Raw genomic sequence first — 20625 nt, 5'->3', positions numbered from 1 at the left:
AGTCAACGAGGATAAAGACTATGCAGCTTACGCAATTCAAGGTCATGACCTTCGATGTGGTCGGCACTTTGATCGATTTCGAAACGGGTGTGCTCAATGCGGTGCGTGCGCTCGGCGGCGAAAAGGCGGCCAGGGTCACCGACGACGAGATTTTCGAACCGTACAAGCGCGGCCGCGACAAGTTCTATGGACGATCTTCCTTCGCCATGAAAGACGTCTATCTTTCTCTCGCCAACGAACTCGGTTTCAACAATGACGACGCCACGGCGGAAGCCTTCCAGCTTGCAGTGCTGCGCTGGCCTGCTTTCGCGGATTCCGTGGAAGCGCTCGCCCGCCTGCGTAAGAACTTTCGTCTTGTCGCCATGACGAATGCCGACCGGACGGCGTTTTCCGCCTATTCCGATACGCTTGGCAATCCGTTTCACGACAGCGTCACCTGTGATGAGGCCGGATGCGCCAAGCCCAATCCGCAGTTTTTCGCTTTTAACAAGGGGCGTCAGTCGGCTTTCGGTTTCAAGCAGTCGGAAATCCTGCATGTCGCCCAGAGCCAGCATCACGATATCGGCGTGGCCCGCGAACTTGGCTACACGACCTGCTGGATCGAGCGTCGCCAGGGCCAGCAGGGGTTCGGTGGAACCCCGGCTCCGAAGGTGGTGGCCAAGCCCGATTTCCACTTCTCCTCGCTCAAGCAACTGGCCGATGCGGTGGACGCGGAGCTTGTTGCCGGCGTCAAGACGGCAACGGCAGCCTGAAAGCGGGAGAGCCGGACCGATGGCCGCACGCCCCCCTTTTCCTGATATCCACTCCCTCTGGCAGGAGACGGCTTCGAGCCGTCCTGCCTTCGACCGGCTCTCGGGTGATCGTCGGTTCGATGTCGCCATCATCGGCGGTGGCTATACGGGCCTTTCCGCGGCGCGCTATCTGGCCCGCCGCGGCCTGTCTCCGGTAGTGCTGGAGGCAAGCCGGATCGGATGGGGCGCGAGCGGCCGCAATGGTGGCGTGGTGTCGGGCAAGTTCCGGCTTTCCTTCTCCGACATCGCCGCCCGCTACGGGATAGAGACGGCGCGGCGCATGCATGATCTCGGTATCGAGGCCATCGATCATGTCGGCGAACTGGTAGACGATTATGCAATCGCCGCTGCCGATTATCGCCCTACCGGTTCGCTGCGCTGTGCGCATAATCAGCTGTCGCTCGATGGCCTGAAAAAAGAAGTCGAGTGGCTGCGTGGATCGCTTGGCGACCACGCCTGCACCATTCTCTCACCGGAGGACATGGAGGCGGAGACGGGCTCAGGCGATTTCGTCGGCGGCATGCTCAATACCCATGGCGGCGTCATTCACCCCTTGAATTTTGTTTTGGGCATGGCGGCCGGATTGAGTGCCGCAGGCATCGCGATCCACGAGAAGACGCCGGTGGCGGCATTCAGGCGAGATGGCGCGGGCATCGTTCTTGAAACGCCTGACGGTGTCGTTTCGGCCCGACAGGTGGTGATCGCCAGTAATTCCTATTCTGATCTGACGCCGGCCACGTCGGCGGTCCGCAAATCCATCATTCCCTTCCGCTCCGCAATGATTGCGACCGAGCCGCTCACCGGCAGGCCCGCTTCCCTCCTGTCGCAGGGACGCAGCTATACCGAGACACGACGCATGATGCGCTGGTTCCGCAAGGTCGGAGACCGTGTGATGTATGGCGGGCGCGGCGCCTTCGGCAAGGCGGATTCCCAAAGCGCGTTTGCGGCGCTGCACAGGGCCATGGTGCGGCAGTTTCCAGAACTCGCAGCCGTATCTGTCACCCATCGCTGGTCCGGCCTCGTGGCCATGACGATGGACAGCATTCCGCATCTGGGCCGGCTGGACGACCGGGTCGTCTATGCAGTCGGTTATAATGGAACCGGGGTGGCCATGGCCTCCAACATGGGCCGCTACGTTGCAGCTATGGTTGCAGGGCAAAGCCCCGATCTCGGGCTCTTGACCGCAGAGCCGCTCAACCCCGTGCCTTTTTATCCCATCAGGGAGCCAGCCGTCCGGCTCGTCGCCGGCTGGTATCAGTTCCTCGATGCAATCGGACGCTAAGACCCGACAGTCGAATGCCAAAAGGGGCGACAGCGCCTCGCCATAAAAGAGGAGAACGACAAATGAAATACAGATTTTCCATGCTCGTGCTTTCCGCATCCGCCGCTGTCTTTTCGGCTGGCCTGGCGTCGGCGGAACAGGTCACCTTCGTCTCGCAGGGCGGCGCCTACCAGGAGGCGCAGACCAAGGCGATCCTCGATCCCGTCGCCAAGCTGCTTGGCATCACTGTCAATCAGGACAGCGCGCCGGATGCCTGGCCGGTGATCAAGACGCAGTCCGCATCTGGCAAGATCGTCTGGGACGTCATCGACACGCCGGCGAAGGATTGCATACGCGGCGGGGAACAGGGAATGATCGAGAAACTCGATTTTTCCAAGATACCCAATGCGGAAAAGATGCCGGCCGAATACAAGAGCCCCTATTCGGTCGCCTATGAATTCTACTCGAGTGTGCTTGCCTACAACAAGGACAAGTTCGGTGGCAACACGCCCAAGAGCTGGTCGGATTTCTGGGATGTAAAGAAATTTCCGGGTACGCGGGCGCTTCGTAACCATCCTCTTGCGACACTTGAGGCCGCTTTGCTCGCCGATGGCGTGCCAGTGGACAAGCTTTATCCGCTCGATGTCGACCGGGCTTTCAAGAAGCTCGAAGAGATCAAACCCTATGTCACGGTGTGGTGGACCTCCGGCGCCCAGTCAGCGCAGCTTCTAGCCGATGGTGAAGTCGACATGGAGATGGCGTGGAACGGCCGCGTTGCTGCGGTGGTGAAGGAGGGCGCGCCGATCGGTTATTCGTTCAATGAAGGTTTCCTTCAGTATACGTCGCTCTGCATTCTCAAGGGCGCGCCGAACCTTGAAACGGCGGTCAAGTTCGTCAACGCGGCGCTGACCCCTGAAATCCAGGCGAATTTCCCGGCCTATATCGACTACGGTCCAGGCAATCCTGAAGCGTACAAGACCGGCAAGATTTCGCCGGAACGCGCTGCCGAAATGCCGAGTTCGCCGAACAATGCCGCACTTCAGGTTCTGGTGTCGGATGAGTGGTGGAGTTCACCAGCCGGTGAGGAGGCGCAAAAACGCTGGGCGCAGTTCATCCAGAAATGATGTTCGGCCTGTGGAGGGTCACTGATGGCACAGTCGAAACGAAATCCGTCGGCGCTGCATGAGCAGCGTGAGCAAAGACTCATGCTGATGCTGCTGGCGCCAGCGCTTGCGGTCGTCGTCGTTCTGCTGGTCCTGCCGCTTCTGTGGCTGGGCTGGCAGTCGATCCGGCAGGATGGCGGCTTTACGCTCGTTCACTATCAGCGGTTTCTGACGGAGTCCGTCTATTGGATGACCTTCCTTCAGACCTTCCGCATTGCGGCGGTCGTCACGCTGATGACCGTGCTCCTCGGCTATCCCGTCGCCTATGTGGCGGCGGGCCTGCCTCAGCGCTGGAGCGTGCTCGTTCTCGCCATGGTGCTGCTGCCTTTCTGGACATCCGTTCTGGTGCGCGCCTATGCCTGGCTCATCCTGCTGCAGCGCAACGGCATCATCAATTCGGCGCTGACGGGATCGGGCCTGATCGATGCGCCGCTCCGGCTGGTCAACAACGAATTCGGCACGGTCATGGCGACGATCCACATCCTGCTGCCCTTCATGGTGCTGCCGCTTTATGCGACGATGAAGAAAATACCCACGGAACTGACCATGGCCGGTTCCAGCCTCGGCGGCTCACCCATGCATGTCTTTTGGCGGGTTTTCCTGCCACTGTCGCTGCCGGGCTTGATCGCCGGCATGGTTCTGGTCTTCGTGCTCACCCTTGGTTTTTATATCACGCCGGAACTGCTGGGCGGCGGGCGCACCTACATGGTCTCTATGCTCGTTTCCCGCAACATCGAGGTTTATAACGAATGGGGCGCAGCTTCGTCGATTAGCGTCGTTCTGCTGGTCTGTGTCTTTCTGGTCTTCCGGCTGGCGAGCCTCATCATTCCATTCGAACGCATCATGGGAACGAGGTGACACATGAGCCTGTCGAAAATCCTTCTCTACGGCTTTGTAGCCCTCGTTCTCGCCTGGCTGATGATCCCCATCCTGATCATCCTGCCAATGTCCTTTTCCGGCGCGCGCTTCCTTGCTTTCCCGCCGCCGTCCTGGTCGCTGCGCTGGTATGAGGCTTATCTTGGCAGCGCCGCCTGGATGCAGGCAACGCGTGTAAGCCTGATAGTCGCCGTCTCCAGCGCCGTCATCGCCACCATTCTCGGGACTGCGGCGGCCTATTCTCTTAACCTCACACAATCGCGGCTGGTGCGCAGCCTGCAGGCGCTGCTGCTTCTGCCGCTGATCGTGCCGATCGTCATCACCGCTGTCGGTGTCTTTCTGGTTTACGCGCAGATCGGGCTCCTCGCCTCGCTGACCGGGCTGGTCCTCGCCAACGTCATGCTTGGTCTGCCCTATGTCGTTACCTCCGTCCTCGTTGGGCTGCGCAAGTTCGACCACACGCAGGAAATGGTGTCGCGAAGCCTCGGCATGAACCGCTGGCGGACCTTCTTCATCGTCACCCTGCCGCAAATCCGCCCGAGCGTCATTTCCGGTCTGCTCTTCGCCTTCATCTCCGCCATCGATGAGACCGTGGTCTCGCTTTTCATTTCCGGTGGCGAATACCAGACGCTCACAAAGCGCATGTTCACCGCGCTGCGGGACGAGATCGATCCGACCATTGCCTCGATCAGCTCCCTGCTGACGGCGATCTCGTTCATCCTGCTGATGCTGGCAGCGATCAATGCCCGCAACACCGAATATTCGCAGGGACGGGCCACATGATCGTCGATCACCTGATCCTCGGCGGCGGATCGGCGGGCTGTGTGCTGGCCGCACGCCTTTCCGCAGATTCGCGGCGGACGGTCGTTCTGGTTGAGGCCGGGCGTAATATTTCGGCGGACGATATCCCGGATGAGGTGCGCGGCCGTTATCCCGGTCGGGCCTATCTCGATGCGCGCAATATCTGGTCGCATCTCACGGCGTTGATGGGCCATGCCCGTTCCAACACGGCGCCCCGTCCACCGCGTTGCTACGAGCAGGCGCGGCTTCTGGGCGGAGGCTCGGCGATCAACGCTCTGATGGCCAATCGCGGCGCCCCGGCCGATTATGCCGAGTGGCAGGCGCTTGGAGCGGACGGCTGGGGCTGGGACGCCTGCCTGCCCTATTTCCTGAAGATCGAAGCCGACAGGGATTTCGACGGGCCGCTTCATGGTACGGACGGACCGCTGACGATCCGGCGCATATCCGACGACAGGATTTCCCCTTTCGTTGACCGAGTTATGAAAACGCTCGACCGCCGCGGCCATCCGATAAAACCTGATCAGAACGGAGCATGGGAAGACGGCGTCTTTCGCGGTGCGATTGCCGTGAGCGATAGTGGGGAGCGCTTGCCGACTTCGGTTGCCTATCTGACGGCGGATGTGCGCAAACGCCCGAATCTCAGGATCATCACCGAAAGCGTCGCGGACCGCATCCTGTTCGATGGCCGTCGAGCCACGGGCGCGAGATTGACAGGTGCGACGGCGGAGACGATCCAAGCGTCGGACGTGATTGTCTCTGCCGGCGCCATCCACACACCCGCGCTGCTGATGCGCTCCGGTATCGGCCCCGTCGGTGACATTGCCGCCGTGGGGGGCGATGTCGTGGCCGGCCGCAATGGCGTCGGGCGCAATCTGATGGAGCATCCCTCGATCGCCGTCGCTGCCTATCTGCCGCCGCAGATGCGGGTGCGTGACAGGAGCGAACACCACGAACAGGCGATCTGGCGTTTCTCGTCGGGTCTCGACGGCGCGCCGCAGAGTGACATGCATGCCGCCATCCTGTCGCGATCCGGCTGGCATTCCATCGGTTTGCGGCTGGGCAGCCTGTTCTTCTGGGTCAACAAGTCCTATTCGCGCGGCTTCGTGAAGCTCGTTTCGCTTGACCCCCATGTGGAGCCCGAGGTCGACTTCAGAATGCTGAGCGATGAGCGTGATCTGAGGCGGCTCAAGCTTGCGCTGCGGCTGGGAGCGGAGGCACTGTCCGATCCTTTCATGGCGGGGCACGGCGGCACTGTTTTTCCATCGAGCTATTCGCCTCGGGTGGCGAAGGTCGCTGTACCAGGGACATGGAACGCGTTGCAGCGGGGTCTTTTCTCGGGTCTTCTGGATGTGGCGGGTCCGCTGCGCCCGGCATTGGTGCATTCGGCGATAACACTCGGCACGACCATGCGGGGGCTGCTTGAAGACGACGAGGCGTTGACGGAATTCGTCCGCCGCCATGTGGGCGGCACATGGCATCCTTCGGGAACGTGCCGCATGGGATCGGCTGACGATCCCACGGCGGTGACGTCGTCTACAGGCCGCGTACACGGCGTGGAAGGATTGAGGGTTTGCGATGCATCGTTGATGCCGTCGATCCCGTGCGCCAATACCAACATTCCCACGATCATGATCGCAGAACGGGTCGCCGACTTCATCCTGGCCGGCCGCTGAGATCATTGGAGACGGATATGGACAACTATCTCAAATTCTACATCGACGGCGCCTGGGTCGATCTACTCGGCGGCCAGCGTCTACCCGTCGTGGACCCCGCCACCGAAGAGCCTTTCGCAGAGATAGCCATGGGATCGGCGGCGGATGCCGAGCGCGCCATTGCCGCCGCGCGCCGCGCCTTTGCTGCCTTTTCGCAGACGACGCGGGAAGAGCGCCTCGGCCTGCTTGAGCGCATTCTTGAGATACTGAAACGTCGACAGGACGAGATCGGCGACGTGATCTCGCGCGAGATGGGCGCACCAAGAAAAATGGCACGGGATGAGCAGGCGGGTATCGGCGTGGCGCATTTCGAGCAGACAATCCGCGCCATGAGCGATTTTCCGTTCGAATACATGCAGGGCACGACCCGCATCGTCCATGAGCCGGTCGGTGTCGTCGGCATGATCACGCCGTGGAACTGGCCGATTAACCAGATCGCCTGCAAGGTGGCTCCGGCGCTCGCCACCGGCTGCACCATGGTGCTGAAACCCTCGGAAATCGCGCCGCTCAACGCCATACTTTTCGCCGAAATCCTGCACGAGGCCGGTGTTCCCAAGGGCGCGTTCAACCTTGTCAATGGTGACGGCCCGACCGTGGGTGCGGTACTGGCGAGCCATCCCGATATCGACATGGTTTCCTTCACCGGCTCGACACGCGCCGGCATTTCGGTCGCGCAGGCGGCGGCCCCGACGGTGAAGCGCGTGCATCAGGAACTGGGTGGCAAATCGCCCAACATCGTACTCCGCAGCGCTGATCTCGACGCCGCCGTGCACGCCGGGGTGATCAGGTGCTTTGCCAATTCCGGCCAGTCCTGCAATGCGCCGACCCGTCTTCTCGTCCCTGCGGAGCAAATGGACCGGGTGATCGGCATCGCCTGTGCGGCGGCGGAATCGGTCCGTGTTGGCGCACCCGGCGATGCCGAGGCGGATATCGGGCCAGTTGCCAGCAGAATGCAATTCGACAAGATTCAGAGCCTCATCCGCAAGGGAATGGAGGAAGGGGCGGAACTCGTTGCCGGCGGGCTCGACCGGCCAGCGCATCTGAACAGCGGCTATTATGTACGGCCGACAGTCTTTGCACGCGTTACGAACGACATGACGATCGCCCGTGAAGAGATTTTCGGGCCTGTGCTTGCCATTCTCGGTTATGGCAGCGAGGACGAGGCGGCGGATATCGCCAACGACACGCCTTATGGACTAGCATCCTATATTCAGGGCGCACCCGAGGAGGCGCGTGCCTTCGCACGACGACTCAGAACCGGCATAGTGCGCCTCAACAGCTCCGCCTGGGATGGGGCCGCCCCCTTCGGCGGCTACAAGCAGTCGGGCAACGGTCGGGAATATGGCAAGTTCGGTCTGCACGAATTTACCGAAATCAAAGGTATAGTTGGGTTCGGCGACTGAGCATTATGCTCCATCTCCAGTCATCGTCGTGGTTCGAATGGATCCGCAGGAGCCTTGTGATTGAACGGTGGCTGCGCAGGATGTGCCGGTAACCATCACCGGACCGGCGTCGTCGAGGAACTGGTCTTGAGACTGGGACTTGTATCGAGAGCGCCGACCGCTTCTTCCGCAACACCGGCGCAGTCATCCGACACGGCGGCAATCAGGCCTACTATTCTCCAGTCATGGACTATATCCAGATTCTGCCCTTTGAGGCGTTTCGCGATGATACCGGGTACGAGGTGACCGACAGGACAGCGGCGGAACATCGCGTCGGACGCGACCTGTCGCGCTATGCCAGGATCGAAGGGAGCGGGCTCGGGAAGAACTCATCGCCGATCTCGGTATTGCTTCGGAGCTCGAGCCGCGGCCGGATCGTCGTCCTATCTCCAGTCCTGGTTATCGGTGCTGGTCAACGACAAGCGGGCGATCTTTCAGGCAGCAGCTCATGCGCACCGGGCGGTCAATTATCTCCAGAGCCTTCAGCCCCAGGCGGACATCTGCTCAAAGACGGAGTCGACGGGAAAAATGCTCCTCCGTCACAAACGCGGAATCTAATTCATGCCGTGCTATGAGCTTTGTACCTTCTTTACCGAGCGTGGGTACGGATTGCCGAGAGACCGCTAAGAGCCTGGTCGGGCATTAACGTGTGCTACGACCAACGCTGCTCGATCCTATGACGAAGTCCGAAACGCGACATCGATTGGCCATGCGGCCCAGGCTTCGTATGAACTACGTGTTTGGTTGCGGGATTGCGAGCCCTTCCACCAGAGTGGCAATGGCTGCGTCCAGCGGCGCCGGTCCGACTTTTTCTTCCACCAGGAGCCCATCGATCGCGAGCAAGGTGATGCCGTGAATGAGCGCCCATGCGGTGGTGGCCTGTCCCCTGACTGGCCGCTTGCGAATGGTCCCAGCAGCCTGACCGCGGTTGAGCATGTCCAGCACTACGTCGAATACCGCTAACGCCCGTTGATCGAGATGCATTCCTACGGCCCGCCCCTCCTCGGCACTGAACATCAGTCGATATAGGGCCGGGTTATCGGTTCCGAACGCGACATATGCCAGAGATATCGGCATGATTTCTTCGAGCAAAGATTGGGGGGCTTCGGGTTTCGCCTCCGCTAGCGCCTCGCGTAGTCGATCGAATCCAATCATGGCGAGTTCGACGAGCAGAGCTGCTTTATCCGGAAAGTGTTTGTAGGGCGCAGCGTGGCTGACGCCGGCCCGACGGGCGACTTCTCGCAGCGTGAACTGCCAGTTCTTGTCATCCCGGAGCATGTCTAACGCCGTTTCAATGATTGCGCGGCGGAGATCACCGTGATGATAGGGGCGGTTTTGAACGTCTGTCATGGCGATAAAGTTTCTCTTGGATACATTGTTGACAGTGGTAACATTGCGGTCTATATAGACCTCCATGTTGCTTTTGTCTACATCGGAGTATGCCATGAACGCTATAGAAGAATTCACCGACGCCAACCACATGGGCCGTATCCTCACCGCCCAGCGAACCGCCTTTCTCCGCGACGGCGCGCCATCACTCGCGGATCGTCGCGCCAATCTCGCCAGACTAAAGCAGGCGCTGATCGGTCGCCGCGCGGCCCTTGAGGCGGCCGTCTCTTCGGACTTCGGGCATCGTGCCCGTCACGAGACCGCGATCATGGAGGTCTTCGGGGTGATCGCTGGCATCGATTATCTAAGCAAAAACCTGCGCCGCTTCATGCGACCTGAGCGCCGTCATGTCTCGCTCCTGATGCAATTCGGCCGGGCCTGGATCGAGTATCAGCCCGTCGGTGTCGTTGGGGTCATCTCGCCTTGGAACTATCCAATTCAGTTGTCTCTGATGCCGGTGGTGACCGCGATCGCCGCGGGAAACCGCGTCATGCTCAAGCCGTCCAATGTGACGCCGGAAACAAATGCCCTCATCGCATCGATGCTCGGCGAAATCTTCACGGAAGAACAGGTTGCGCTCGTCGAGGGCGACGGTGCGGCCTTCTCAACCCTACCGTTCGATCACCTTGTCTTCACCGGCAGCACAGTAGTGGGGCGCGCGGTGATGAAGGCGGCGAGTGACAATCTCGTGCCGGTCACCCTGGAGCTTGGCGGAAAGTCCCCGGCGATCGTTGCCAAGGGCGGCGTGCAGGATCGCTTTGTGTCCGACATCGTCTGGGGGAAGCTTCTTAGCGGTGGGCAAACCTGCATCGCCCCCGACTATGCCTTGGTGCATGAATCCGAGGTCGACACATTTGTCGCGAGTTTCGACAGGCTGGCAAAGGCGGCCTATCCAGACGGTCCGACCAGCGAGGACTACACTTCCATCGTCAACGACCGTCAGTATGGGACGCTGATCGACCTGATCGAGGATGCCCGCGCCCACGGCGCACAGATTATCGAGGTCGGGCACCGGCCTGGTGACGCCGCCCGCCGTCCGCATACGCTCGCGCCGACGGTAGTGCTGGGCGTCACCGATGAGATGAAAATCGCCCACCAGGAGATATTCGGTCCGATTCTGCCTATCTTTCCCTATCGAGACATCAGTGAAGCGATCGCCTATGTGAACGCCCGTCCGCGGCCACTGGCTCTCTACTATTTCGGTGGAGACTCTGCGGAACGGCGAAAGGTGCTCGACCGCACGACATCGGGAAATGTCACGATCAACGGCACGATCATGCATGTCGCCCAGGATGACTTGCCTTTCGGCGGCGTCGGCGCCAGCGGGATGGGCGCCTATCACGGCGTCGAGGGCTTCAGGCGACTGAGCCATGCCAAAGGCATCTACGAGCAAGGACGGTGGAACACCGTCAAACTGTTCCACCCCCCATACGGAAAGCTGGTCGAGCGCATCCTGAACCTCATGATTCGGTAAAGATTCAAACTCTGCAGGCGCTAACAAGCAAGACTTCGTCAGCTCCACCAAAAATATCCATCTATTTGAAAGGAAACCAAATGCAAAACGTTGCTAACGCGGAAACGCAAACATCCCTCGTCGGAAAATTCAATGGTGCCGCAACGAAGCGGGCCCTGATCACCGGCGCCTCAAGTGGCATGGGCCTCGAATATGCCGAACTACTGGCAGCGCAGAAAGTAAATCTCGTGCTCGCCGCCCGGCGCAGGGAGCCGATGGAGAAGCTCGCCTCAGAGCTTCGGCAAAAATATGGTGTCGAGATCGTTGTTGAACCGATAGATCTTGCAGCCCCTGGCGCTGCCGCTCGATTGAAAAGCAGTCTGGACGAAAAGTCGCTGCAGATCGATATTCTGGTGAACAATGCCGGGTATGGGTTGCACGGGGACTTTCTGGAAACCCCGCTGGAGCGCACGACCGATATGATACAGCTCAACATCACAGCGGTCACGGAACTGAGCTTTATCTTCGGGCAGGATATGGCAACCCGCGGGTCTGGGCAGATACTTCTCATTGCAAGCATTCTGTCATTCCAGCCCGTTCCTGGGTTTGCCGCTTATGCAGCAACGAAGTCTTATGTGTTGTCGTTTGGAGAGGCTTTGCACGACGAGCTCCGCCCTCGAGGCGTGACGGTCACCTGCCTTTGCCCTGGACACACCGAAACAGGATTCGATTCGGCCGCAAGTGCCCCTGTCTCGCGCATGCTGCGTTTTCTGACGATGAAGCCCCGTCCTGTCGCCGAAAGTGGTCTTCGCGCGCTATCAAAAGGAAAAGCTTCCGTGCTCCCAGGGTTCATGAACAACATCATTATTTTTTCAAATCGCCTGACGCCGCGTTCGATGCAGCGAGCCGCCATGAAAAACGTTACGGGAGCTTAGCCCTGAAATCGGCCGGCAACAGACGGAATCGCGCCTCGCACTCCGATCCCGACAGACACAGTGAGGAATGAATGGACAAGAAAGATGACCGCCCTATCCTTGTGACAGGCGCCGCGGGCGCCGTTGGGGCAATCGGCCGCAATGTAACGACCAACCTCTTGGCCAGAGGATTTTACGTCCGCGCCTTGGTGCGGCGGGAGGATGACCGCTCGGCAGCGTTGCGCGATCTCGGCGCTGAAGTCGTCGTCGCCGACCTGACGGACCTCCCCTCCATGCATCGCGCCATGGAAGGTGTTTCACGAATCTATTTCGGCATGTCCGTGTCGCCATCCTATCTCGAAGCAACCGTCAACACCGCGGCTATCGCTCGCCATCATGGGGTTGAGGTATTTGTGAACATGTCGCAGATGACGGTCTCGCAAATGAGCATCACCGAAACGACCGATAGCCCGCAGCAAAAGCAGCACTGGCTGGCCGAGCAGGCGCTCCAATGGTCGGGCCTGCCGGTGGTCACTGTACGGCCAACGGTCTTCATGGAAGGGTTTTTCCTGTTCTTCGCCGCCGCGGGGGTTCGGGAGAATGACGAGCTGATCCTGCCGCTTGGCAACAGCATCACCTCACCAATCTCCTCCATCGACGTAGCCGACGCCGTCTCAACGATACTGGCCGAACCGACCCCGTACATCGGTCGCATCTACAATCTGACAGGTCAGGTCACCGCTGATGTGAACCACTACGCGAAAAACTTCTCCGACGCGCTTGGGCGGACCATCCGGTATCGGGACGTGCCGATCGCGGCCTGGGCCGACAAATTGCGCGAACGGGGAGTGCCGGCCCATGTCATCAGCCATCTGGCCACGATGGCCAAACTTCATCAGCAGGGTCGATACAATCGACTGACCGATGATTTCGCGGAGCTCGTTGGGAGGGAGCCGACGAGTATGCACCAGTTCGTCAAGCTTCACGCAAAGGAGTTCTCCCGATAAGATGTTGCTGCCTGACAGGGGAGGAGCCCCACGCATGATATACGAACGGCGGCCTCTTATTCTTGCTTAGGGGGCGTTCGTGGATGCCACGCGCGACGCTGTGTTACCGCCGCAGCAACTGCAGTTTGACGATGCATGTCCCGCACGTCCCTGGCCAACATGCACTGTCGATGAAAACCAGGCCTCATCCCTGACGGACTCAGTCCTTCAAATCCGCCGGCGACAGACGCCTCTGTCGCCGGCCTGTTGATGTTGGTAACTTGTGTGCCTTTTCAGGAAGGTCGACCTTCGCACGGTAACGGCAAACGCCGCCCATATCACCGTACCGTATATCTGTGCCCCTTAAATGTTTAGGGGCCAAGATGGGCCAAACGATCATCGGCGGTATACACCATGGCGGGCCGTTGCTTCAGTCGCCAGTCGCCCCGTCGAATCTGACTCAGGCGCTGGCCGATCTGCTGGTCCGAACAATCCCCAATCGCTAATCTCACTATCTGAGCAAAGGACATTTCTAATCGCACCCTGGCATGTGCCCGACGCAATCGACTTCATGCAGGCAAACATCTCGAAACCCAATACCAGTGCTATGGTCGCCGGGGCCATCGGCGTCTCGGTTCGGGCTCGAAAAGGGTTTTCTTTCATTCCTGGAAACGACCCTGGCCGTTTTATCTGCGGACCCTTCGGCTATGGGCTGTCAGAAATGATCTGCTCGAGCCGTTGAACCAAGAGCCCGTAAGAACAATTTGTCTAAAATGGGGTTCTATCATCTCGGCCGCTTTTGGGCGGTCTATCGCTCTGTCTACGGCAAAAAACCGTCGGAAACGAGAAACGGTGGGGTTGCGCCCTGCAGAAGCCGCTTGCGAGTTTGGGCACGCAGAGGTGGTGATCGCCTTTGTGCAGTTGAAGTCGGGCTGCCGCGGTTCGAAGGGACCATCGAAGAGCGATGCCATGATGTACCTGTGCAGGTTGTCGTGATAAACGAACAGCTTGAGGCATTTTGCTAGGTAGACACCTCCATACTCGAGACCAGCGTGCTGAAGTAGCTCCGTTGCGGATAAAACGCCGAATGTGAGCGGCGGACGTCGTAAAAGTTTCATTACCGGCCGGTAGTGTTGCGGCCCGAAGCACGCCCTTTGACTGCAGACTGGGCCATGACTACCGTGAAGCCGCTGGCACCACGCACGGCTGATGCCAATTAGCCTTGTTCCGTGGGCGAGGGTGCAATTGGCAGGCCGTTTATCACAAGAATCTCCGGAATTGGCGTTCGGTGTTTTCCAAAGTATGACGTGCAAGGATGCCGGCACGCCGTATGAAGCGGATTTTAGAACTTCACTGATAGCGTCGCTTTGACCCCATGCTGTTGGGCGCCCTCAGCAATCTGGCCGGAATAGGCAATTCCGAGGGTGGAGCTTGGGTTGAGGTCATAGTCAAGCCCCGCAGCAAAGATGAAGGCGTTGGGCGCCACCGGGACGCCAGCGATCGTGAAGTCGCCGCCTCCCGCAAAAGCATGCGTCGTCAGCGGAACGGTATCGCCGGCCGCATGCCGCCAGCCCGACATGCCGCGCAGAGTGGCATTCGTTCCACCCAAGCGAATATCCATTTCGGCATGCAGGCCAAGTGTGGCGATGGCGGTGTTAGTAGTGCGGCTCGAACTGTCGAGCGCGGCGGCCCCGCCTTCTTCTGTGAACCCGGCAGTCCGAACGGCCACATGAGCGAGATTGGCGAAGGGCTCGAAAGAGGCCGCCGCCGTATCGATGCGATATCCGAGCTCGGTAAAGGCCTGCAGTGTGCCGGCGCCGTAACTCGCATCGAGCCTGTCCCCCAAGTTTCCGATTACGACGCGGCGGCTGGTATCGATCTCGTGCCAGGTATGGGCAAGGCCGGAGCGGAAAGCGAGATTGCCCCAGTGCGTGCCCCCGTAGAGGCCGAGGTGATAATCGTCGCTCGATCCCGATGAGGCGCGGTGGCGCGGGTCAAAGCGTGAGTTGCTGTAGCCAGCCATCATGCCGAACCTGACGTCATCGAAGGTGGTGTCGACGCCGGCGAGAAATCCACCGGTCTGATGGGGCAGCGTAGCGGCGTTGCCATCCGTGGATGCCTCGCTCCGGCCGCCAAACACCGTACTCCAGAAAACCGGCCTTTCCGACGTATCGGCGGCGATCGGTTCCGGACCGCGCGGCCGGACGGCATGTATCGGGAACGCGGTGGGGCCGGTATCGCCGAATGCGGAGCGCAGGCGCTCATTGGCGGCATCGCGGACAAAGAGGCTCTGGTTGATCAGCGCCGTCTTGATCGAGGCATGGATTTCGCCGGAAAGGGCGTTCAAGCTCGCCTGAATCTCTGACTCGTCGTCCGGCAATGTGACGATCGCGTCGTAGACGTTGTTGCCGGTTCCGAGTCGCTCGGCGGCCCCCGCCGCGGCAATCTGGTTGCGCGTTGCCGCCATTTCGGTGAAGCTCACGTCGTTGCGCGCGATCTGCAGATAGACGTTGTTCAGATCACAGGAGAGGTCGGCTGCCAGGAAGGCGTAATTGGAGGTGACCGCGCCGAATGTGCCGCTGATCCCGCCGGTTGCGGTCAGGACAGTATAGGGGGAGAAGGGCTTGTAGTTGCCGTTCATCCCGACATGGGTGACGGAGGCGCCGTTTAGAAACGCGGTGCCGGTGACCGAGATGAAATCGCTGGCGGTACCGGCTGGATCGACCTCGACTTCATAGGTGGAGCCGGGATCGAAAATGAGGTTGCCGCCGACGGTCAATGTTCCGATGGAATTGCCGGGCGCAACGGTGGCGCCCGCGCCGGCGTTCAGCGTACCAATGGCCCCCGAGCCACCCAGTCTACTGCCTGTCATCGTCAGGGTGCCGCCAAGGCTGCCATTGACGACCAGGCCGCCGCCCGACACGGTCGTCGTACCGGCAAACCCTGAGCTGTCGCCAGTCAGGAACAAGGTGCTGGTGCCGAGTTTGGCGAAATCGCCGCTGCCGGAGAATATGCCAGCATAGGTGCTGTTGCTCGCTTGGTTGATGGTCAAGTCGGCGCTGCCGATCGCGATCTCGCCGCCGCCCGAAAGCTGCCCCATAGTGAGGTCGAAACCACCGAGATCAAGGACGCCGCCATTGACCGCGTAGGCGCCGTTCTGCACGAAAGCGCCAGCGCTGCCTGCCAGCAACGTGCCGGTCTCGACCGTCGTCACCCCGGTATAGATGTCGGTGCCGGAAAGCGTCAGCGTGCCGGTGCCCTGCTTGGTGAGGCCGCCGGTCCCTTGCAGATCTGTTGATATAGCGACGGCAAAGCCGTTCGTATCGATAAAGGCTCCACCGGCATCGATCGTGACCTCGCCGGCGCCGAAGCCGCGCAGGAAATTCGCCTCGCTGCCCGTTGCGCGCAGAATCCCGCCGTCGAAAACAAGATTTGCGTTACCGGCTCCTCTCTCGACGTAGCCTGTCTTAAGAACGCCGCGTCCGTTTCCGGCACTTCCGTCAATCTCCACTGTTCCCGTGCCGCCGGATTCGTTGGCGATGACGATCTCGGACGCAGAAACCATGCCGCCATCGCTGATCGTGACACGGCCTATGCCGAATTCGCCGACGAAGAGTGCGCCTGAGCTGATCCAGTTCGAGCCCGTGCCGATCACGCTCACCACGCCGCTGCCAACGGAACTGAAGCCGACATAGCCTTGGCTGCCGGTGACGGAACCGCCATTCGAAATGGTCAGCGTTCCCGTTCCGGCCTCGCCGACCGAGACGAACGCAGCATTGTTCCAGACCGAATTTGCGCCCGTGACGATGACCTCGCCGATGGCACTGGAATCATTGCTAATATAACCGGATGCGTTGTTGACCGTGCCCCCATTCGAGATGGTGAGCGTGCCGGTCCCGCTATCACCGATGTAGGTGTCTTGGGAGCTGATCCAGGTCGAACCTGCACCATTGACCGTGACCGAACCGCTCGCGCCGGAGAAATAGCCGACATGGCCGGCCACACTATCGACCATGCCGCCATCTTCGATGCTGAGCGTGCCGGTGCCCTGATGGCCGACATAAAGGGTATCGGAGTTAGCCCAGGTGGAGCCCGGCCCGGTCACCGTTACCGTGCCGCCCGCACCCGGATCGACGCCAAGCACGCCGATATCGTTGCTGACGTCGCCGCCATTCCGGATGATGAGGGCTGCGTCGTCGCCGCTTTGCTCGCCTATCAAAAGGTCGTTGTTGATCGTCCATGGACTTGGCTGCGTGCCCGCACCGGTTCCGGCCGGATCCATGCCGTCGATAATCTCCGTATCGCTGCCGCCGATGACCTGTTGCGCCCACCCCGGCCTCACGACGAGCGCCAGCGCCAATGCACACGACAATCTCATAGCTTGTCGCAGACCCATTCCAGGGATAGCTGCTTCATCGAGCCGTTTGGCCATGTCTTCGTCCGCTAGTCGTTTCGCCTACAGAAGAATAAAACGTAATCGATTTATATTTAGTTATGGTTAATATCTAATTTAGTGTATTAGGCCCTTATTCGTTGCCATAATAAGCGAACGACAGCTTAATTGTTCTGCTCTTATCACGTTAAGCTTTGTTACTCGATCAACGCCACGATGACCGAGCGCCGTATCAAGGCAGTCGGCTCTGTCCCCGGCGCGAACTATGGCCGCCTGATGCGGCGGCAACTCCACCGGCCTCAATCCACTCGGTGCCTTGGAGGCAATGGCCAACCACCGTGCTTCCACCGCTCGTGCGGCGGTTCCGTTCCCTCCATCCCGGCATTGAACTCGTGGCGCTCGAAACGGATGATCGTGAGGTTGAAACCTCGTTGGATACGGGTGCGGTCGATCTTGGTGTCGTCCTAAACCCTTGCCAGATAGTAACGCGGTGCTCATCGGGCGGGACGCATGGGTCTGCGTGCTGCCTGCGTCCCATCGCCTCGGCCGACGCGACGCACTATCCCTTGCCGAATTCGTAGCGGAGCCGTTCGTGCTTGCCACCGGCGGATGCCATGTCAATGCGCGCACGCTGGCGACGGCTGCCGGCTTATCGCTGGCGGATGTGCGCATGGAAGTGCGTGACTGGGCTAGCGCGATAGCGCTCCTTCGCGAAGGCGTCGGTGTCAGTCTCGTGCCGGAATCAACATTGCCAGAAAGGCGGAGAGGCGTTCGCACCGTGCGTCCGGATTTCGAGGAGCATATGGCGTCGCTTATTCCCGCCGGGCGCATGGGTCGGCCAGAGGAGCTTGCGCGTGCGGCGCTGTTTCTAGCATCTGATGCTGGCAGTTTCGTCAACGGGATCGAACTTCACGTTAACGGCGGCATGACGCTGATATGAGATCGATCAGATCTCGTCACAGGGCAGCCCTTCGCCATACGCTGGGTGTCAGACCTGTATGACGTTTGAATGCGACGCTGAAAGCCGTCAGCGTCGCGTAACCCTGTCGTTCTGCAATCTCGGTCACCTATAGACGCGGATGTAGTCGAAACTCGACAGCGGGCGGATCGTTCTTCTTCCATGACCGATGACCATCGGGAACAGGCCGAGGCAGAGCGCCCACCACAGGAGACGGTTTCCTTTGCGTTCGACCGGATGACCGTCCCGCGTTTCAGGGAGACCTTAAGTAGGTTTTGCCGTCACCAAAAGCGACAATGCGTTTCAACGGGTAATCGGGGAGATTACGACTGATCAATCTATATTTCGATCAGTCGTTTCTCGACGTCTTCATAATCGGCAGAGCGGTCGATTTTGATCTCAGACGATCTCACTATCTTCTTGTCGCAGGCAAAGGGTTGGTACGATGCCTTTCGTCCGGTTCGAACGTTGGTCTAAGCACTGCCAACCGGTGTGTTCGGGGTTCAAAGGAGGAAAGTTTTAATGCAACGACGCCACCACTCCGTGTGATGAACGCCACCGAAGAGAAATAAGTGATGCGCATTTTCTCGCCTTGTCGAACTTTCGCCGAAAGCAAGGCGTTCAAAACAATTGAGTGAAAGCCGCACCCCGATCGACCCAGATACGGCTAGCGAAAATCGAGGCATGAGAGGGGCAAGTGTCGCCACCCTAGACCTGGCTGGTTTCTCCCTCCGCCAGCTGGGCAAGGCCCGGCAGATTGCAGACCAGAAGTTTCTGCCGCCCGCCCTGCACCAGACCCTTGCTCTCCCAGCTGCTGAGGATACGCGAAACGGTGTGCAGCGTCGTGCCGGTCATTTCGGCTATATCCTGACGCGAGATCGGGAAGTCGATACGGATGCCATCCAACTCCTTGCGTCCCGCCTGCTGTGAAAGGCGCAGCACGGCGTGCGCCACCCGGCGCTCCACTTCCTGCGTCGACATTTCGCGGATGCGTGTGTGGGCTTCCTCAAGACGCTGGCCGATCGTCTGCATGGCGGAGACGGCGAGATGCGGGTTCTGTTCGACGAATTGCGGCCAGAGGTCCGTGTGCCAGGATAGAATCACGCTTTCGGCCGCCGTCGTGGCGGTGCCGGGATAATCCGACCGTTGCAGCGCCCGGGCGAAACCGAAGAGGTCGCCGGGATGCACCATACGCACGATGATCTGCTGGCCGTCATGGGTCACCTGCGTCACCTTCAGGCGGCCGTGAATGAGCAGGAAGAAATGTGTGGCGGACTGGCCCTGCTCGAAAATGGCTTCGCCGGGCGGGACCAGCCGGGATGTGGCGTGGGTCAGCAGTCCGTCCAGCTCATCGTCGGCCATCTTGGCAAACAAGGCCAGCGACCGGATGACGCTTCGGTCAATCTTCACTTGCACCCTCTCCGGTGATTGGCCGCCGCCTTGGTTCCCGTCATGGGCAACCGGGTGTCGACCTTTTCTGTATCCTCACAATACAGCACTATCACTGGCTGAAGAAGATCAAATGATATGAATCAACTGATTGTTTTAATTGACGATTATCAAGAAATCAGACGGGCTGTGCGAAGCTTTTCGACAAGCGGCGCATACCACCGCGTATCCTTCACCAGCCGGAAGCCGAGATTATCAGGAGGCACGCCAACGGCGCAGCCGCCGCTTTTCGGATTTTTGACGAAGGCGCTCATCGCCGCCCGGTGTTTTCCCGATGCGACGGGAATGCCGCAGGCGGCGGCGGTGTCGACCACTTCGCCATCCTTGCCGAGCGTCACGCGGTGGCTGCAACTCGCGGTCCATTCCCAGATATTGCCGCCGAAATCGGCAAGGCCATATTCGTTTTCGCCGAAGCTGCCATAAGATTGCGGAACGGGATTGCCCGCGGCCTTGCGGCTGGTCTGCCGCTCGTAATCCGCCAGCCAGCGCAACGCGGGGTTTTCACTGTCCGCAGCCACGCCAAGCGTCTCATCCGGAAAAAGCGATCCGGCGGCAGAGGCCAGCTCGGTATCGCTCGGCAGGCGCCAGACAGTGCCGGTCCGCTCGCTCAGCCACTTTGCATAGGCGTGGGCGTCATCCTGGCTGATGCCGGTTGCCGGTATCTCGGCGCCGACGGGGGCGGCAAAGCCGGGTTCGGGTTGCTGGCAGCTGCCTTCCGCCACGCAGCGCGCATAATCCGCGCTCGACACCTGATATTTCATGATCGTCAGATTTTGCCGCATCGTCACGTCGACCATCGGGCCATCGACGGCATACCCATTGCGAAAATATTCACCCTCCGCCCGGTAGGTGAAACGTCCGGCGGGCACAGTAACGACCTGCGGAGCCGTCATGGCCGCGCTGGCATCAGCGCCGCTGCGGATGATCCCGGACTGGAAACCAATGGCCGTTGCCAGCACTGTTGCAAGCGAGAGCGGCAAAAGAAGCGAGACGGCATTTGGGAAATGGCTATTGCCGGGAATGCCCATGGGAACCTG

16 protein-coding genes and 3 pseudogenes are annotated in these 20625 nt (G+C 60.1%); 14 read left to right on the top strand and 5 right to left on the bottom strand.

Features of this window, described 5'->3' with window-relative positions; genetic code table 11:
- The first annotated feature begins 20 nt into the window (after positions 1–20).
- From CFBP5499_RS27365 to CFBP5499_RS27330, 8 genes and pseudogenes are all read left to right on the top strand, one after another.
- The gene (locus CFBP5499_RS27365; protein WP_137066509.1) at positions 21–752 is read left to right on the top strand and encodes an HAD-IA family hydrolase; all 732 of its coding nucleotides are present in this window, start codon (positions 21–23) and stop codon (positions 750–752) included.
- Between the two features lie 19 nt (positions 753–771).
- Positions 772–2073 carry an NAD(P)/FAD-dependent oxidoreductase gene (locus CFBP5499_RS27360; protein ID WP_080830342.1) on the top strand — a complete coding sequence of 434 codons (1302 nt, stop codon included), beginning with the start codon at positions 772–774 and terminating at the stop codon, positions 2071–2073.
- 62 nt (positions 2074–2135) lie between these two features.
- Entirely contained in the window at positions 2136–3176 is a 1041-nt protein-coding gene (locus CFBP5499_RS27355) for an ABC transporter substrate-binding protein (RefSeq protein ID WP_080830341.1), read from the top strand.
- A 24-nt stretch (positions 3177–3200) separates the two neighbouring features.
- Positions 3201–4073: an ABC transporter permease gene (locus CFBP5499_RS27350; RefSeq protein ID WP_080830340.1), complete on the top strand. Its 873-nt coding sequence runs from the start codon at positions 3201–3203 to the stop codon at positions 4071–4073.
- 3 nt (positions 4074–4076) lie between these two features.
- Positions 4077–4874, top strand: a complete 798-nt coding sequence (locus tag CFBP5499_RS27345) for an ABC transporter permease (RefSeq protein WP_080830339.1) — start codon at positions 4077–4079, stop codon at positions 4872–4874.
- Complete coding sequence (locus CFBP5499_RS27340; RefSeq protein WP_080830338.1) at positions 4871–6565, top strand: GMC family oxidoreductase; 1695 nt, start codon at positions 4871–4873, stop codon at positions 6563–6565. The genes CFBP5499_RS27345 and CFBP5499_RS27340 overlap by 4 nt, the downstream gene beginning before the upstream one ends.
- A 17-nt stretch (positions 6566–6582) precedes the next feature.
- Complete coding sequence (locus CFBP5499_RS27335) at positions 6583–8007, top strand: aldehyde dehydrogenase family protein (RefSeq protein WP_080830337.1); 1425 nt, start codon at positions 6583–6585, stop codon at positions 8005–8007.
- Between the two features lie 143 nt (positions 8008–8150).
- A pseudogene (locus CFBP5499_RS27330) lies at positions 8151–8604 on the top strand (zincin-like metallopeptidase domain-containing protein); the annotation flags it as partial.
- A gap of 174 nt (positions 8605–8778) precedes the next feature.
- On the opposite strand, the gene CFBP5499_RS27325 reads toward CFBP5499_RS27330, so the two are convergent.
- A complete protein-coding gene (locus CFBP5499_RS27325) occupies positions 8779–9396 on the bottom strand; it encodes a TetR/AcrR family transcriptional regulator (protein ID WP_080830611.1) in 618 nt (205 codons plus the stop codon).
- A 94-nt stretch (positions 9397–9490) separates the two neighbouring features.
- Between CFBP5499_RS27325 and CFBP5499_RS27320 the strand changes: the two genes are divergently transcribed.
- The 3 genes from CFBP5499_RS27320 (at position 9491) to CFBP5499_RS27310 (ending at position 12809) form a co-directional block, all read left to right on the top strand.
- Positions 9491–10909 (top strand): coniferyl aldehyde dehydrogenase, encoded by a 1419-nt coding sequence (locus tag CFBP5499_RS27320; RefSeq protein WP_137066507.1) that lies wholly within the window; start codon positions 9491–9493, stop codon positions 10907–10909.
- Positions 10910–10989: 80 nt separating this feature from the next.
- On the top strand, positions 10990–11823 hold the full coding sequence (locus CFBP5499_RS27315) for an SDR family NAD(P)-dependent oxidoreductase (RefSeq protein WP_080830336.1): 834 nt from the start codon (positions 10990–10992) through the stop codon (positions 11821–11823).
- Positions 11824–11894: 71 nt separating this feature from the next.
- Positions 11895–12809, top strand: a complete 915-nt coding sequence (locus CFBP5499_RS27310; protein ID WP_080830335.1) for an NAD(P)H-binding protein — start codon at positions 11895–11897, stop codon at positions 12807–12809.
- 1321 nt (positions 12810–14130) lie between these two features.
- On the opposite strand, the gene CFBP5499_RS27300 is transcribed toward CFBP5499_RS27310, so the two are convergent.
- The gene (locus tag CFBP5499_RS27300) at positions 14131–17166 is read right to left on the bottom strand and encodes an autotransporter outer membrane beta-barrel domain-containing protein (protein WP_233284270.1); all 3036 of its coding nucleotides are present in this window, start codon (positions 17164–17166) and stop codon (positions 14131–14133) included.
- A gap of 213 nt (positions 17167–17379) precedes the next feature.
- Here CFBP5499_RS27300 and CFBP5499_RS30680 point away from each other — a divergent pair.
- The 3 genes and pseudogenes from CFBP5499_RS30680 to CFBP5499_RS30925 form a co-directional block, all read left to right on the top strand.
- Positions 17380–17542, top strand: a pseudogene (locus tag CFBP5499_RS30680) (alpha/beta hydrolase); the annotation flags it as partial.
- Positions 17493–17923 (top strand): annotated as a pseudogene (locus tag CFBP5499_RS30675) (LysR family transcriptional regulator substrate-binding protein); the annotation flags it as partial. The pseudogenes CFBP5499_RS30680 and CFBP5499_RS30675, both read left to right, overlap by 50 nt.
- A 60-nt stretch (positions 17924–17983) precedes the next feature.
- Complete coding sequence (locus CFBP5499_RS30925) at positions 17984–18121, top strand: SDR family oxidoreductase (RefSeq protein WP_233284284.1); 138 nt, start codon at positions 17984–17986, stop codon at positions 18119–18121.
- A gap of 16 nt (positions 18122–18137) precedes the next feature.
- Here the strand turns inward: CFBP5499_RS30925 and CFBP5499_RS27290 are convergent, their stop codons facing one another.
- The 3 genes from CFBP5499_RS27290 to CFBP5499_RS27280 all read right to left on the bottom strand — a co-directional run bounded on the left by CFBP5499_RS27290 (position 18138) and on the right by CFBP5499_RS27280 (position 20616).
- Positions 18138–18248, bottom strand: coding sequence for a helix-turn-helix domain-containing protein (locus tag CFBP5499_RS27290; RefSeq protein ID WP_080830333.1), 111 nt, complete (start codon positions 18246–18248; stop codon positions 18138–18140).
- A 599-nt stretch (positions 18249–18847) separates the two neighbouring features.
- Positions 18848–19549, bottom strand: coding sequence for a Crp/Fnr family transcriptional regulator (locus CFBP5499_RS27285; protein WP_080830332.1), 702 nt, complete (start codon positions 19547–19549; stop codon positions 18848–18850).
- A gap of 149 nt (positions 19550–19698) precedes the next feature.
- Positions 19699–20616, bottom strand: a complete 918-nt coding sequence (locus CFBP5499_RS27280) for an SUMF1/EgtB/PvdO family nonheme iron enzyme (RefSeq protein WP_080830331.1) — start codon at positions 20614–20616, stop codon at positions 19699–19701.
- Positions 20617–20625: the final 9 nt, after the last annotated feature.

This window comes from Agrobacterium tumefaciens, from assembly GCF_005221325.1.
Classification (GTDB): Bacteria; Pseudomonadota; Alphaproteobacteria; order Rhizobiales; family Rhizobiaceae; genus Agrobacterium.
Note: the sequence above shows the minus strand (reverse complement) of the source record. Positions and strands in the feature narration are given on the sequence as shown.

Coding starts and splice junctions, on each gene's coding strand:
- CFBP5499_RS27365 (WP_137066509.1), top strand. CDS start 21: ATGCAGCTTACGCAATTCAAGGTCATGACCTTCGATGTGGTCGGCACT.
- CFBP5499_RS27360 (WP_080830342.1), top strand. CDS start 772: ATGGCCGCACGCCCCCCTTTTCCTGATATCCACTCCCTCTGGCAGGAG.
- CFBP5499_RS27355 (WP_080830341.1), top strand. CDS start 2,136: ATGAAATACAGATTTTCCATGCTCGTGCTTTCCGCATCCGCCGCTGTC.
- CFBP5499_RS27350 (WP_080830340.1), top strand. CDS start 3,201: ATGGCACAGTCGAAACGAAATCCGTCGGCGCTGCATGAGCAGCGTGAG.
- CFBP5499_RS27345 (WP_080830339.1), top strand. CDS start 4,077: ATGAGCCTGTCGAAAATCCTTCTCTACGGCTTTGTAGCCCTCGTTCTC.
- CFBP5499_RS27340 (WP_080830338.1), top strand. CDS start 4,871: ATGATCGTCGATCACCTGATCCTCGGCGGCGGATCGGCGGGCTGTGTG.
- CFBP5499_RS27335 (WP_080830337.1), top strand. CDS start 6,583: ATGGACAACTATCTCAAATTCTACATCGACGGCGCCTGGGTCGATCTA.
- CFBP5499_RS27325 (WP_080830611.1), bottom strand. CDS start 9,396: ATGACAGACGTTCAAAACCGCCCCTATCATCACGGTGATCTCCGCCGC.
- CFBP5499_RS27320 (WP_137066507.1), top strand. CDS start 9,491: ATGAACGCTATAGAAGAATTCACCGACGCCAACCACATGGGCCGTATC.
- CFBP5499_RS27315 (WP_080830336.1), top strand. CDS start 10,990: ATGCAAAACGTTGCTAACGCGGAAACGCAAACATCCCTCGTCGGAAAA.
- CFBP5499_RS27310 (WP_080830335.1), top strand. CDS start 11,895: ATGGACAAGAAAGATGACCGCCCTATCCTTGTGACAGGCGCCGCGGGC.
- CFBP5499_RS27300 (WP_233284270.1), bottom strand. CDS start 17,166: ATGAGATTGTCGTGTGCATTGGCGCTGGCGCTCGTCGTGAGGCCGGGG.
- CFBP5499_RS30925 (WP_233284284.1), top strand. CDS start 17,984: ATGGCGTCGCTTATTCCCGCCGGGCGCATGGGTCGGCCAGAGGAGCTT.
- CFBP5499_RS27280 (WP_080830331.1), bottom strand. CDS start 20,616: ATGGGCATTCCCGGCAATAGCCATTTCCCAAATGCCGTCTCGCTTCTT.